The following is a 12,183-nucleotide window of genomic DNA, read 5'->3' on the forward strand; positions in this document are numbered from 1 at the left end:
AGACGCTGCTCTTGTTGGGCGCATATCCGTCGATACTTTATCGATGCCGTTCCCAAAGGAAAACAGTATGACTACAGTCAGCCGGCAGTGCAGGGAGTCCAGTACTGCAATCGGTTATTCGCCATTGAGTACTCCATTAACAAAAAGTATCCCGGTGATTATGAAAAGCGAAAGCAGCTGCGTCTCGAGAAGGAAAAACCTGTTCTGGAGGCTTTCTGGTCGTGGCTCGATCAGCAGAAGCCAGTCCGGAACACCCGGATGGATAAAGCGGTTAATTATGTTCTCAACCGGCGTGATACAGCGGAGACCTATCTGGAAGACGGGCGGTGCAGCTTTACTAATAACCTCAGCGAGAATGCGATTCGTCCACTTGCAGTAGGGCGGAAGAACTGGCTGTTCAGCAATTCCGTTGACGGAGCGAATGCCAGTGCAGTGGTCTACACAATGGTTGAGATGGCAAAAGCACATGGGCTGAATATTTATGGATATCTTAAATTTCTGCTGGAGCACCGGCCAAGTAAAGATATGACCGATGAACAACTGGAAGAACTGGCACCTTGGAGTGAAAAACTCCAATCTATCAAAAATCGCATGTGAATTATAGTGAATTACTCCAACTCGCAAAGGGCTGGGGTAATTTTGTATCTGACCGCATTAATATTTGGCGCTTACATTCCATCTCCGCTATTTTTATATACTTGTAAACAGATGCTCTGGAACAATCCATGATACGAGCCATCTCGGAAATGTTGATGTTTCCGGCTTTATACATCTGATAATACTTCCAAAACTTATCTGGAAGGTTATCCTTCGTGGTTTCCGGTCTTCCGATCTGCTTACCTTTGGCAACTGCGTTCTTCTTCCCTGATTCATTTTCTGTTATCTGAATGTTCGACATAATATACCTCCGAATTTATAAACTAGAATTAGTATATCATTTAACTGCAACACTGGTCTCACTGGTGGGAGCTGTCCTTGAAAGCGCATCCATTCAGGTGATGAAAAATGAAAGAAGGGCAGATGCCACCAGAGCGATGGAATCTGTATTTGCAGAATATCAAAGAGATCTTCTGGATCGATATGAGATATTTGCACTGGATGAGAGCTATGAATCGGAACAGGTATCAGAGTCTGCTATTTTAAACCGAATGTCCTATTATGGGGCAGAAAATATGGACAAAGAGATCGATGCGATTCGTTATCTGACGGATGAAAACGGGAAGGCATTTTATGACCAGGCGGTTCAGTATGAAAAAGAAAAGACGGGGGCAGCGGCGGTAGAGGAGATGGCCGGGAAATCTTCTGTGTGGAAAGAACAGGAGAGCCAGGCAGAGCAATACGAAAAAGAGGATACAGAGACGAGTTTTGAATTAGAGCGTATGCTTGAGGAGGAAAGCCAGAAGCTGCCGCAGGAAGGAAATCCGCTTCCGGTCGTTTCGAATATAAAGGCAGGTGGAATATTGAATTTTGTCCTGCCGGATGGATTTGAGGTTTCGGATAAGACAGTGGATCTGTCATCGTTTGTATCACATCGTGAACTGCAAAGCGGTTATGGAAGCTTTCGGGAGAAGGTTCAGGGAACCGGTGACACCATTTTTTTCAATCTATACCTTATGGATCATTTTAATCACGCAGTTAAAAAAGAAAAAGAAAGTGTGCTTCAATATGAGTTGGAGTATCTTCTTGCAGGAAAGTCAAGTGACAGGGAGAATCTGGAGGCGGTTGTAAAGAAACTCTGCAGTATCAGGTTCGCCGTCAATTATGCTTATCTTCTGACAGATGTGGAAAAGCAGGCAGAGGTGCAGGCTGCATCCGTGGCAATGTGTGCGCTCCTTGCAGTTCCGGGCATAACTGAGGTTGTAAAGCAGGCACTTCTCCTTGCATGGGCGTATGGAGAAGGAATCGTTGATGTGAAAACTCTTCTAACCGGGAAAAGAGTTCCTTTAGTAAAGTCGTACGAGACGTGGCAGCTTTCGTGGGAGAACCTTCTGCATCTGGGGGAAGATCAGTCGGTTCTGGAAGGCAGGGATGCAGAGGGCGGATATTCTTATGAAAAGTATCTGCAGGTGCTGCTTATGCTGGAAAAAAAGGAAAAACTGACAATGTGGGCATTGGATCTGGAAGAACTGAATCTCAGAGAAATTGCAGGAAAAACATGGTTTCGCGCAGACTCATGCGTGGTGGCGTTAAGAGCCAATATGGACTGTGGACTGCGCAGATCGATCCACTACAGATTTGCGGCAGAATATCAGTACAAATAGAGGGAAAATAAAAGGAGGTGGATACAGATGTCTTTTCCGTTCCTCGATTTTTTGGTCTGTATAATTGCAAACATATATGATACACGTCGATACAACAATTCTTTCAGGAAGGAGGAAGGATTTGGTTTCTCGCGAAAAGGCGCAGCTCTCTTGACGGAAAAGGCATCTGTATCTGCCTCGCGAAAAGCGCGGATCATGGAAGGCAGCATCACTGTGGAAGCTGTCGTGTGTATTCCGCTGTTTTTATATGCATCTATTTGTCTGATTTGGCTGTTGGAGCTTCGTTCCATACAGCTTGTCGTCAGGGAAGGGATGCAGGGAGCCGGAAAAGAGCTGGCACAGGAATGCTATGAGCTGCCGCTTCTTATTCCGGCAAGAGTGGAATCAAAGATCGTCAGTCTGATCGGGGAGGAGCGGCTTGACCGAAGCTGTATTGTGGAAGGGAGCGAAGGCCTGGAATGTGAAAAATCTTACATCTGGCCGGGAAGCGCGATCATCGAATTAAAGACAAGCTATCAGGTAAAGCTTCCGTTTCCGCAGTTTTTGATTCCGCCGATCCGGTATCAGGAGTCTATGAGAATCAAAGGGTGGACCGGGTATGTGAAACAATCCTTTGGTCAGACGGGACAGCAGGAAATTGTGTATATTACGGAAACAGGAATCGTTTATCACAGGGATTATCACTGCACATATCTGGAACCGTCTGTACGTCTGGTGTCGCTTGAAGAGATCGAGTCACTGAGAAATCAGAGTTCCGGAAAATATTATCCCTGTGAACTGTGCGGAAGGTTCTGTAAGGGGAATGCTTATATCACGGATTATGGGAATCGGTATCACAGTACTTTGGACTGCAGCGGTGTGAAACGAAAAATTTATGCAGTCCCGATCCGTGAAGTTAAGGGAAAGGGAGCGTGTTCAAAATGTGGAAAATAGAAGAAATGGCGGTTTTGGCATTTCTGGGAGCGGGGGCCGTATATGACTTCAGGAATAGAAAAATCCCGGCAGGTTATCTGATGTTTGGAACAGTAGGAATTGTTTTTTATCTGGCATTCGAGGGTCAGATGGAGTGGTATCTGTGGCTTCCGGGACTGGCGACCGGACTGCTCTTCCTTCTTTGTTCCAAGATCACCGAAGAAGGGATTGGATATGGGGATAGCTGGATGATCCTGAATCTGGGACTTTTTCTCGGAATCTGGCGGCTTCTGATATCGCTCGGCATTGCATTTTCGGCGGCAGCAGCGGCGGCGGGAGTCGGTCTGGCGCTGAAAAAATGGAATCGTAAGACGAGAATACCCTTCTATCCCTTTCTGGTAGTCGGTTATGTGGGGGCATTGTTATGGTGAAAAGAGGAACAGAAGGAATAAAAAAGAAGTCCGGGCGGACTGTGCGTGCCTCGACCGTGGTGGAAATGGCGTATCTGATGCCGCTTGTGCTTATGGTGTGGATGCTCGTGATTTTCGGGTTGTTTTACTATCATGATAAAACAATCTTAATGGGAGCGGCATATGAAACGGTAATTGTGGGAAGTGAGATCTTATATGGGATGGAAGAGTTCCCGCAGGAAGAAATGGAGAATTATTTTCGTGAGAGAATACGGGGAAAACTGATGTTTTACGGGCAGGTGTCCGTGAATGTATATGAGGAACAGCAGAGGATCATTGCAAAGGCCAGTGCGAGTGCGAAAGGGATGGAACTTCAGGCATCCGGAAGTGCTGTCATTACGGAGCCTGAGAAGCAGATCCGCAGGCTGAAAGCCGGAAAGAAGAAGTTGGAGGGTGCGCTGCAATGAAGACGGAATATGAACGGAATCTGCATCATGCATGGATGATTCTGGAGTTTGATGAGATCTATGAAGAAGATTACCAGATGAGGATGCTGGCAGAGAACCATCTTAACTGTCTGCTGGATGTAAAGGGACAGGGAATGGACCGGAAAAGCAGGTACCAGTATGAGGTGGGCGGAAAGACATCGATGGCTGCGATGGGAGAACGTCAGAAATGGAATTTTTCGCGGATGAAGGAATTCATGCAGCAATTTGTGGAAGCAGTGCGCGAGGTGAATAATTATCTCCTTGATGTGAATTGTCTGAACCTGGATCCGGAATATATCTATTACCAGAACGGACGATATTTTTTCTGCTATTGTCCCGCATTCAAGGGAAATATATGGGAGGCATTTCATGTACTGACAGAATATTTCGTCAGAGAGACAGATTATGAAGATAAAGAGGCAATCTATCTTGCATGCGAGCTTCATAAAGCTTCTATGGAAGATAACTATAATATAGAACAAATACTGGAGAGGATTCTGGAAAGGAAAGAGCAGAGAATGGAAGACGTGAAGAAAAATCTGAAATACGGTAATGCAGCATATGAACTTAAAGAGGATCAAATCCTGGATGATTGGGCCGGTGAACAGGAGCTGAAGGGAAATGTGATGAAAGACAGAGAAACAGTATGGGGATTTGTGACGAGAAAAATCAGGAAAAGAAATCACAGAAATTGGGAAAATCGGGAGGTGCAGGAAGAAAATGAAGCGGAAAATTATCGGAATTATTGAGTAAAGTACTTCCGCCGGGAATCATTTCCAGCGGAAGTGAATGTAAAATATTGGTAACAAAACACTTGTAAATCATACTCTCATTCCATATAATAAAAAATAAGGTTATGAAATGGGCAATAATACAGTAAAACGACTGCCCTTCTGAACTTCTGAATCTACAGATATGGTTCCGCCGTGAGCTTCGATGGTACGTTTGGCGATTGCAAGTCCGAGACCGGTTCCGCCGGTTTTATGGGTTACGAAAGCATCAAATATCTCGTCAAGCTGTTCTTCGGGAATACCGCAGCCATCATCTGAGATAATGATTTTCAGAAAATGGTCATCTGTATCGGCCTCCACCCGGATGGTCCCGTGAGCAGACACCGCATCACCGGCGTTGCGAAGAAGATTGAGAAAGACTTCCTGAAGCTTTACCTTATCTCCCTGGATGACCGGAAGTTCAGGAGAGATTCGGGAAGTAAATTCAATGTCTGTTTCGGCGCAGGAAGCGGCAAAGGACAGACAAAGATGACTGAAAAAATCGAAGGCAGAAAAAGAAGAACGGTTGATACGTTCTCCGTTGTTATAGGCAGAAAGCTCCTGCAGCAGAGAAATCATAAATTCAATATCTTCCCGCATGTCATTCCAGTGACGGAAATCCCGTGTCTCAGGATGCTGGGACTCGATCAACTGTAATGTACTGTAGATGAGTGTGAGAGGATTACGGATCTCGTGGCTGATCTTGCTGATCGTATATTGCTGGTCATCCAGAAGCTTTTGGATCAATGCCCTGTTTTCAGGTTTTGCGTTCATCAGTTGTTGTAATTGCTCATAATCATGATTTGTTAATGACATTATCATACCGCCTTTCCAAACATAGTGTAGCATTGGCGGTATAGATATTCAAATATATTTTAAAGAAAGAGGTAAGAAATATGAGAGATGAGAACTGTATTTTCTGTAAAATTGCAAACGGAGAGATTCCTTCAGCTACGTTGTATGAAGATGATGATTTCAGAGTCATTCTGGACCTTGGACCGGCAACAAAGGGACATGCCCTGATCCTTCCGAAAGAACATTATGCGAATCTGTATGAGATTGACGATGAACTTGCAGCAAAAGCATTCAAACTGGCGAAAAAGATGGTCATCAAGATGACAGAAGTGCTTGGATGTGACGGATATAATGTTGTACAGAATAATGGCGAGGCAGCAGGACAGACAGTTTTCCATTTCCATATGCATCTGATCCCGCGGTATAAGGATGATGATGCACGCTTCGGATGGAAGACAGGACAGCTCACGGATGAAGTCAGAGACGAAATTCTTGCAAAATTAAAATAAGGAAATCGGAACTGAGTAAACATGAGTGAGATACAGAGGGGTGTAAGTGTGGACACTCAAGATAAAGATACACGTAAATTTGAGGAAATTTACATTAAGTACAAAGAAGTTGTGTACAAAACCGCGCTGCGTTACTCTGATTACAATAGAGAGATTTCTCAGGAGATGACACAAGAGGTATTTGTGAAATTGTGTGATTATCCGAATCTGCTCCAAGAAGAATATATTGGTGCATGGTTGGTGACAAGTGTAAAAAATGCGACGATCAATTGCATAAAGAAGGGAAAATACGAGATCCTGAGTGAAGATGGGGGTTTCATTGCAGAAACAGAGAATAGTACGCAGAAAAGTCCGGAGGATGCGTTCTTTGAAGAGTTCACACGGGATCAGAGAAACAAGAAGGCAAAGAGGATTCTTGATGATCTGTACGAGATCAATGAACGCTGGTATGATGCTGTGACAAAATCTTATTGTCTGAACATGCCACAGAAAGAAGTGGCCGAAGAGATGGGAGTCAGTATCGAAGTGCTTCACAGTGTTTTGTACAGAGCCAGAGAATGGGTAAAGAAAAGATATAAGTCCGATGAGGATTAAGAAAACGGAGAATGGCAACAAAAAACAGGTGCCGTTCCGGCACCTGTTTAACATGCATATTTCATATTTATCTGGATGCTGCTTCCTCGATCAGACCGATGATGGTCTCGATCGGACTTTGCTGTGAGGACTGATTCATTGCTTCCACAAAGGTTTCGCGGGAGTCGTAAAGCTTATGAACAGCCGAAAGGAGACGTTCGTCAGTCAGCTCTTCTTCTTCCAGGACCATGCTGAATTTCTGGCGTTCGAAAGAGCGGGCATTGAGAATCTGGTCTCCGCGGCTCGCACTTGCAGAAAGCGGAATCAGCAGATTCGGTTTGCGAAGGGCAAGAAGCTCGCAGATCGCATTGGCTCCTGCGCGGGAGATTACAATATCTGCCAGAGCGAAGAGATCTCTCAGTTCATCCTGAATATATTCGAACTGAGCATAACCTTGCAGGCCTTTCAGGGATTCATCCAGTTTGCCCTTGCCACAAAGGTGGATGATCTGGAACTCTTCCAACAGCTGCGGAAGGATTTTGCGGACAGCCTGATTGACTGCGGCGGCGCCGAGGCTTCCTCCGACGATGAGGATGACCGGCTTTTCTTCCTGGAAACCACAGAATTTGCGGGCTTTTTCCTTATCACCGGTCATAAGCTCCTGACGGATCGGAGAACCGGTAAGGACTGCTTTATCTTCAGGCAGAGCCTTCAGAGTTTCAGGAAAATTGCAGCAGACTTTGGTCGCGGATGGAATCGAGATTTTGTTCGCAAGACCCGGAGTCATATCGGATTCATGAATGATGACCGGAACGTGGTTGCGTTTTCCGGCGATCACAACCGGAACACTGACGAATCCGCCTTTTGAGAAAATAACATCCGGTTTTAAATCTTTTATAATTTTATTTGCTTCGCTGAATCCCTTCAGAACACGGAAAGGGTCTGTAAAATTCTGAAGGCTGAAATAACGGCGGAGCTTTCCAGAAGAAATACCGTGGTATGGAATGCCCTGCTTTTCAATCAGGCTTTTCTCTATACCATTATATGAACCAATGTAATGTATATCGTATTGAAGTTCCTTTAAACGCGGTAACAGCGCAATATTTGGTGTAACATGCCCGGCAGTACCACCGCCGGTTAAAATAATACGTTTCATAGATAGTCCTCCCACTTTATCATATTATGCGGGGGTTAAAGTCATGCATTTTCGTACCAATATGAATGACATAACTTGTTGGCCCTGATACCATATAATTTTAGCAGATAAAGGAAAAAGGTCAAGAAAAAGGGAAAAGAAATCATAAAGAATGATTACAGCCGGGGAATAAAAATATGGCTGTGACAAAGAATGAGGTTGCTGAAATGAAGAATGAACAAGAAAAATTGGAAGATTTTTTGAAATCAGAACTGATGAAAGAGGGAGATGAAATTCTGGCAGAAATAGAAGCAGATGAATCCCTGAAAGATATTTCACTTCCCGAGGAGATGGATGAGGGATTATGGAAGAAAATGAAGAAGAGGCAGGCTGAGAAGGCTGCTTATGAGGCGTTGTCTGAAAAAGATAAAGAGGCACTGCGTCTGGGGCGGGAAATGATGATGCTGAATGAGTGTGGTGAGGATGGAGATAAAGATGAGAAGAATGCGGTTGTGGAACATGATGCGGTGGATGATGGGGAAAGTGGAGTAGAGAACGATAGTGCTAAGGTTGTGAAGTATTCGAAGAAGAGGAAGAGGAGAGTTTATCTTTTGGTTGCGGCTGTGGCGGTGTTGGCGCTGGCGGCTGGGATGACTAGTATTGGTGGGGCACCGTTTGTCACTGGGATGATGAAGAAGATTATTGGAGATAGAGAAATGGTGCAGATTGATAGTGAAAGAGAAGGGAATGAAGATAGAGTTACTACAGAGAATGAGGAAGAGAAAATTTGGCAATCAATTAAAGAAACGTTAAAAGTTGAACCAGTTCGTTGGGGATATATACCAGAAGGAACTAAAATAATTAAATATGATATTAATGAAGAAATAGAAGAGGCAGAAATTATTGGTGAGTATAGAGGAGAAATTATTGAATATCAATTATGGGTCAACTTAAATAATAAATCAATGGGATATGATATAGAAGATAAACTGCTTAATGAAGAAGAAGTGAAAATCTCAGGAGTGGAAATTAATATAAAACATTATGAAACTTTGGATGATAAAAATGATGAATATGTTGCGCAGTTTGTATATAATAATGTTTATTATACTTTGAATGGAAGGCTTCCTCAAGATGAATTTATGCAAATGATAAATAATTTAATTTTTATTTAGATTTAGCGTAAGTTTTATGAAGTTGAATTGTTATATATATAAAAGAATAATTCAGAAGGATACAAAAAGAGGAGGTAAAATGAAAAGATCAAAATCGTTGCTATTAGTATTAGTACTTACGTTAGGTATGCTTGTAGTACCTAGTAAAGAAGTTAAAGCGGCTGAATTGGGAGAGTGTATAGATGGCTCCTATTTGATTGAAGATGATAGTTCAGAAGGTGAGGATGTAAAAATAACCAGAGGAATGTATTTAAAAAGTGGAACTTCTTCAATTGCAGAAGTTGGAACAGGAAAAATTGCTGCAAGCGGAAAAACAGTGGGGCAAATCGTAGTGTCTAAAATATCTGTTGTAGTGCGAGTTGAAAAATTAGTAAATGGAAGTTGGCAAGCCTATACAACTTGGTCGGCTACAGAGTATAATTCTGCGTATGTAAGTGCAAGTAAAACATTATCTGTTCCTATTGGATACTATTATCGAGTATATAGTACTCATACAGCAAATTCGGATGTGAGTGGTTCTTACACAAACGGAATCCACATTTAACCGTTACCCATAAAAGCCGTTCCCCTTCCCGCTCACTAATTCAGCGGATTTCTTATAACTACTGCGTAATATTCTCTTACCCAGGGACAACTACAAAATAAAATAAAAAAATATTATGTAAAGTGCCCGCCGACTAAATGAACTCAAATGGGCAATTGGATATAGGCAGTAGTTATAAGAAATCCGCTGAGAGCGGGAAGTTACAAAAACCTTACATTAATACTGGATACAGTCAAAACAAGAAAAATCAGAGAGCCTCTTCTGACTATTACATTTAATATTGCAAGAGACGGTGAAAAAATACCTTACATTATGTGACCGTTTTTTGATTTATATTTTATGTAATAGTCAGAAGAGGCTCTCTGATTTTTTATGCTGTAATAGAAGGAGAAATTGGGCTTTTTCTTCGAAAGATTCTATGATGGATTCTTTTTGGGAGAATCGTTTTATGTTGCATCTGCCTTTATTTCGCAATATACTATTAAGATAGAGGTTTTGTGGAGGAACAATTGAAATGATATATAATAATGTACTTGAGGCAGTGGGAAATACGCCGATGATTCGGTTGAACCGGATGACAGACGAAGACAGTGCGGAGATTCTGGTGAAGTTTGAGGCGTTGAATGTTGGCGGTTCGGTGAAGACGAGAACGGCCTGGAATATGATTCTGGATGCGGAGAAGCAGGGGAAGATTCAGAAGGATACGATTATTGTGGAACCGACCAGTGGAAATCAGGGGATCGGGCTTGCGCTTGTTGGTGCGGTCCGGGGATACCACACGGTGATCATTATGCCGGATTCGGTCAGTGAGGAACGCCGGAAGCTGGTTCAGAATTATGGGGCTGAGGTGAAATTGGTCCATGATGAGGGTGATATCGGGGAATGTATACAGAGATGTATTCGTACTGCGCTGGAGATGAAGGAAGCGGATTCCAGGGTCTATGTTCCGCAGCAGTTTGAGAATATGGCCAATTATGAAGCTCATTTGAATATGACCGGAAGAGAGATCGTTGAGCAGGTTGGAGGAAGGATTGATGGATTTTGCTCTGGAATCGGAACGGGCGGAACGATTTCCGGTGTGGGTGAAGCGCTTAGGAAGGCGAATCCGGAGATAACGATCTGGGCGATTGAGCCGGAGCATGCTGCGATTTTGTCGGGCGGTGAAGTCGGAAGCCATTTGCAGATGGGAATCGGAGACGGTGTGATACCGGAGATTTTAAATCAGGATATTTACGATGAGGTTGTGATCGTAACGGATGAAGAAGCGCTTCAGACTGCGAGAGATCTGGCACGGCTTGAAGGACTGATGTGCGGTATTTCAAGCGGAACGAATGTTGCTGCGGCTAAAAGGCTGGCGAAGAAGCTTGGTAAGGGGAAAACGGTAGTGACCATTTTACCGGATACGGCAGAACGGTATTTTTCAACCCCGCTGTTTGAATAGAGCTGCGTAAATGGTTTTGTTTACCAGACAATTAACAGATAATAATCAGGGAAGGAATATCAAGATAAGAATATCTGATATGCCCTCCCTGTTTTTATATCTTTTCATTATTCTGATCCGACTGTGAAGAAATATGTTCTTTTAGTACGAGATTTATGTATTGGCTGAAGGATCGGTCATCATTTTCTGCCAGAACTTTCACTTTGGTGATGATATCTGAGTCAAGTGTGATACTTACTTTTGTCTTTAGTGGTTTCATGGAACTCCTCCTTTTATACAATATACCATTTTGTAAGATTTAGTCTTTAAAAGTAGGATAAAATAAGATAAAGTAGTATATAAAGGGGTGATGCACATGAAGAGTAAAAATGAGTTTACAGGAGAGGAGACAGAACGTTTCTGGAAATTTATAGAAGGGGATGATCTGGATTTTTATGAACAGAATTTGCTGAACCAGCCGGAAGAGGTTCAGAGGCATTTTTTTGAACAGCATCCGGATTTTTTATCGGAATATCATTTTGATCCATTACAGGAAAATGGGATTAATTTGCTGCAGGATGAGATTTTGAGAAGAATTATGGTGAGAAAGAAATATTTGAAGCAGCCCGGTGATTAGTTATTTTCAGTTATTTTTGTAATCCCGTGCAGTACTTGGAAAAGCTTTCCTTCTGCGGTATAATGGTGGTGGAAGGAGAGTGGAGATATGGAACAATTTTTAGAAAAATTTGGAATATTTGATATTTTTTGTATGCTTATACCTGGAGCGATGTTTGTGATGGGAATGACATTCTTATTCCCAAATGCAGAAGAATATATACCAGATATATTGACAGATGGGGTGATAAAGTATTTTTCGTTTTTTGTCGTAAGTTATTTATGCGGAGTACTTTACCATGAAATTGGTAAAATTGCGGATGATCTTGCCGGACATTTTATAGGTAAGTTGGATGAGAATTATTTTAACAAGATATAGCAAGAATTCTCCCACCTCTTTAGGTGGCGAGATGAATTGCAAAAAAATACGAGAGAACACTTGTTCTAATGTACCGGATGTGGTACAATATAATCAGTCGAATAAAAGAAAGGATTGATTATAATATGGATTTGGATAATAATGCACATTCAGTATTTTTGTTATATTATCATTTGATTATGGTTGTGAAATATCGC

At 42.6% G+C, this 12,183-nt stretch carries 17 protein-coding genes and 1 pseudogene; 14 read left to right on the top strand and 4 right to left on the bottom strand.

Annotated elements, in window-relative coordinates:
- Positions 1–597: IS66 family transposase (locus ACTNBR_RS15355; RefSeq protein ID WP_441019094.1), on the top strand; the 597-nt coding region annotated here is incomplete at its 5' end.
- 1 nt (position 598) lies between these two features.
- On the opposite strand, the gene ACTNBR_RS15360 is transcribed toward ACTNBR_RS15355, so the two are convergent.
- On the bottom strand, positions 599–898 hold the full coding sequence (locus tag ACTNBR_RS15360) for a helix-turn-helix domain-containing protein (RefSeq protein ID WP_441019093.1): 300 nt from the start codon (positions 896–898) through the stop codon (positions 599–601).
- Positions 899–998: 100 nt separating this feature from the next.
- Between ACTNBR_RS15360 and ACTNBR_RS15365 the strand changes: the two genes are divergently transcribed.
- The 5 genes from ACTNBR_RS15365 (at position 999) to ACTNBR_RS15385 (ending at position 4,820) form a co-directional block, all read left to right on the top strand.
- On the top strand, positions 999–2,261 hold the full coding sequence (locus tag ACTNBR_RS15365; RefSeq protein ID WP_441019091.1) for a DUF5702 domain-containing protein: 1,263 nt from the start codon (positions 999–1,001) through the stop codon (positions 2,259–2,261).
- Positions 2,262–2,411: 150 nt separating this feature from the next.
- Positions 2,412–3,194 carry a pilus assembly protein gene (locus ACTNBR_RS15370; protein ID WP_441030398.1) on the top strand — a complete coding sequence of 261 codons (783 nt, stop codon included), beginning with the start codon at positions 2,412–2,414 and terminating at the stop codon, positions 3,192–3,194.
- Positions 3,182–3,604, top strand: coding sequence for a prepilin peptidase (locus tag ACTNBR_RS15375; RefSeq protein ID WP_427808414.1), 423 nt, complete (start codon positions 3,182–3,184; stop codon positions 3,602–3,604). Before ACTNBR_RS15370 ends, ACTNBR_RS15375 begins: the two co-directional genes overlap by 13 nt.
- Positions 3,598–4,050, top strand: a complete 453-nt coding sequence (locus tag ACTNBR_RS15380) for a TadE family protein (protein ID WP_441019087.1) — start codon at positions 3,598–3,600, stop codon at positions 4,048–4,050. The genes ACTNBR_RS15375 and ACTNBR_RS15380 overlap by 7 nt, the downstream gene beginning before the upstream one ends.
- Entirely contained in the window at positions 4,047–4,820 is a 774-nt protein-coding gene (locus ACTNBR_RS15385; protein ID WP_441019085.1) for a DUF6382 domain-containing protein, read from the top strand. Before ACTNBR_RS15380 ends, ACTNBR_RS15385 begins: the two co-directional genes overlap by 4 nt.
- 105 nt (positions 4,821–4,925) lie before the next feature.
- Here ACTNBR_RS15385 and ACTNBR_RS15390 read toward each other — a convergent pair whose 3' ends face one another.
- Positions 4,926–5,657 carry a sensor histidine kinase gene (locus tag ACTNBR_RS15390; RefSeq protein WP_441019084.1) on the bottom strand — a complete coding sequence of 244 codons (732 nt, stop codon included), beginning with the start codon at positions 5,655–5,657 and terminating at the stop codon, positions 4,926–4,928.
- Positions 5,658–5,737: 80 nt separating this feature from the next.
- On the opposite strand from ACTNBR_RS15390, the gene ACTNBR_RS15395 reads away from it, so the two are divergent.
- On the top strand, positions 5,738–6,145 hold the full coding sequence (locus tag ACTNBR_RS15395; RefSeq protein WP_427808422.1) for an HIT family protein: 408 nt from the start codon (positions 5,738–5,740) through the stop codon (positions 6,143–6,145).
- A 21-nt stretch (positions 6,146–6,166) separates the two neighbouring features.
- Positions 6,167–6,739, top strand: coding sequence for an RNA polymerase sigma factor (locus ACTNBR_RS15400; RefSeq protein WP_427808424.1), 573 nt, complete (start codon positions 6,167–6,169; stop codon positions 6,737–6,739).
- 67 nt (positions 6,740–6,806) lie between these two features.
- Here the strand turns inward: ACTNBR_RS15400 and ACTNBR_RS15405 are convergent, their stop codons facing one another.
- Positions 6,807–7,874, bottom strand: coding sequence for an undecaprenyldiphospho-muramoylpentapeptide beta-N-acetylglucosaminyltransferase (locus ACTNBR_RS15405; RefSeq protein ID WP_441019083.1), 1,068 nt, complete (start codon positions 7,872–7,874; stop codon positions 6,807–6,809).
- Between the two features lie 176 nt (positions 7,875–8,050).
- Between ACTNBR_RS15405 and ACTNBR_RS15410 the strand changes: the two genes are divergently transcribed.
- The 3 genes from ACTNBR_RS15410 (at position 8,051) to cysK (ending at position 11,013) form a co-directional block, all read left to right on the top strand.
- On the top strand, positions 8,051–9,028 hold the full coding sequence (locus tag ACTNBR_RS15410; protein ID WP_441019081.1) for a DUF4367 domain-containing protein: 978 nt from the start codon (positions 8,051–8,053) through the stop codon (positions 9,026–9,028).
- A gap of 79 nt (positions 9,029–9,107) precedes the next feature.
- Positions 9,108–9,572 (top strand): DUF6147 family protein, encoded by a 465-nt coding sequence (locus tag ACTNBR_RS15415; protein ID WP_441019079.1) that lies wholly within the window; start codon positions 9,108–9,110, stop codon positions 9,570–9,572.
- A 514-nt stretch (positions 9,573–10,086) separates the two neighbouring features.
- Positions 10,087–11,013 carry a cysteine synthase A gene (gene cysK / locus ACTNBR_RS15420; protein ID WP_441019077.1) on the top strand — a complete coding sequence of 309 codons (927 nt, stop codon included), beginning with the start codon at positions 10,087–10,089 and terminating at the stop codon, positions 11,011–11,013.
- Positions 11,014–11,107: 94 nt separating this feature from the next.
- Here cysK and ACTNBR_RS15425 read toward each other — a convergent pair whose 3' ends face one another.
- Positions 11,108–11,272 carry a toxin-antitoxin system protein gene (locus ACTNBR_RS15425; protein ID WP_427808875.1) on the bottom strand — a complete coding sequence of 55 codons (165 nt, stop codon included), beginning with the start codon at positions 11,270–11,272 and terminating at the stop codon, positions 11,108–11,110.
- A gap of 96 nt (positions 11,273–11,368) precedes the next feature.
- On the opposite strand from ACTNBR_RS15425, the gene ACTNBR_RS15430 reads away from it, so the two are divergent.
- The 3 genes and pseudogenes from ACTNBR_RS15430 to ACTNBR_RS15440 form a co-directional block, all read left to right on the top strand.
- Positions 11,369–11,629 carry a hypothetical protein gene (locus ACTNBR_RS15430; protein ID WP_441019075.1) on the top strand — a complete coding sequence of 87 codons (261 nt, stop codon included), beginning with the start codon at positions 11,369–11,371 and terminating at the stop codon, positions 11,627–11,629.
- An 87-nt stretch (positions 11,630–11,716) separates the two neighbouring features.
- The gene (locus ACTNBR_RS15435; RefSeq protein WP_441019073.1) at positions 11,717–11,986 is read left to right on the top strand and encodes a hypothetical protein; all 270 of its coding nucleotides are present in this window, start codon (positions 11,717–11,719) and stop codon (positions 11,984–11,986) included.
- Positions 11,987–12,111: 125 nt separating this feature from the next.
- Positions 12,112–12,183: pseudogene (locus tag ACTNBR_RS15440) on the top strand (IS200/IS605 family transposase); the annotation flags it as partial.

Source organism: Bariatricus sp. HCP28S3_F11 (assembly GCF_052065395.1).
Taxonomy (GTDB): domain Bacteria; phylum Bacillota; class Clostridia; order Lachnospirales; family Lachnospiraceae; genus Allocoprococcus.

What these genes read in the sequence shown, in the direction of transcription:
- ACTNBR_RS15360 (WP_441019093.1), bottom strand. Translation starts at nt 898, where the DNA reads ATGTCGAACATTCAGATAACAGAAAATGAATCAGGGAAGAAGAACGCA.
- ACTNBR_RS15405 (WP_441019083.1), bottom strand. Translation starts at nt 7,874, where the DNA reads ATGAAACGTATTATTTTAACCGGCGGTGGTACTGCCGGGCATGTTACA.
- ACTNBR_RS15375 (WP_427808414.1), top strand. Translation starts at nt 3,182, where the DNA reads ATGTGGAAAATAGAAGAAATGGCGGTTTTGGCATTTCTGGGAGCGGGG.
- ACTNBR_RS15365 (WP_441019091.1), top strand. Translation starts at nt 999, where the DNA reads ATGAAAAATGAAAGAAGGGCAGATGCCACCAGAGCGATGGAATCTGTA.
- ACTNBR_RS15415 (WP_441019079.1), top strand. Translation starts at nt 9,108, where the DNA reads ATGAAAAGATCAAAATCGTTGCTATTAGTATTAGTACTTACGTTAGGT.
- ACTNBR_RS15395 (WP_427808422.1), top strand. Translation starts at nt 5,738, where the DNA reads ATGAGAGATGAGAACTGTATTTTCTGTAAAATTGCAAACGGAGAGATT.
- ACTNBR_RS15430 (WP_441019075.1), top strand. Translation starts at nt 11,369, where the DNA reads ATGAAGAGTAAAAATGAGTTTACAGGAGAGGAGACAGAACGTTTCTGG.
- ACTNBR_RS15380 (WP_441019087.1), top strand. Translation starts at nt 3,598, where the DNA reads ATGGTGAAAAGAGGAACAGAAGGAATAAAAAAGAAGTCCGGGCGGACT.
- ACTNBR_RS15410 (WP_441019081.1), top strand. Translation starts at nt 8,051, where the DNA reads ATGGCTGTGACAAAGAATGAGGTTGCTGAAATGAAGAATGAACAAGAA.
- ACTNBR_RS15425 (WP_427808875.1), bottom strand. Translation starts at nt 11,272, where the DNA reads ATGAAACCACTAAAGACAAAAGTAAGTATCACACTTGACTCAGATATC.
- ACTNBR_RS15390 (WP_441019084.1), bottom strand. Translation starts at nt 5,657, where the DNA reads ATGTCATTAACAAATCATGATTATGAGCAATTACAACAACTGATGAAC.
- ACTNBR_RS15435 (WP_441019073.1), top strand. Translation starts at nt 11,717, where the DNA reads ATGGAACAATTTTTAGAAAAATTTGGAATATTTGATATTTTTTGTATG.
- cysK (WP_441019077.1), top strand. Translation starts at nt 10,087, where the DNA reads ATGATATATAATAATGTACTTGAGGCAGTGGGAAATACGCCGATGATT.
- ACTNBR_RS15400 (WP_427808424.1), top strand. Translation starts at nt 6,167, where the DNA reads ATGAGTGAGATACAGAGGGGTGTAAGTGTGGACACTCAAGATAAAGAT.
- ACTNBR_RS15385 (WP_441019085.1), top strand. Translation starts at nt 4,047, where the DNA reads ATGAAGACGGAATATGAACGGAATCTGCATCATGCATGGATGATTCTG.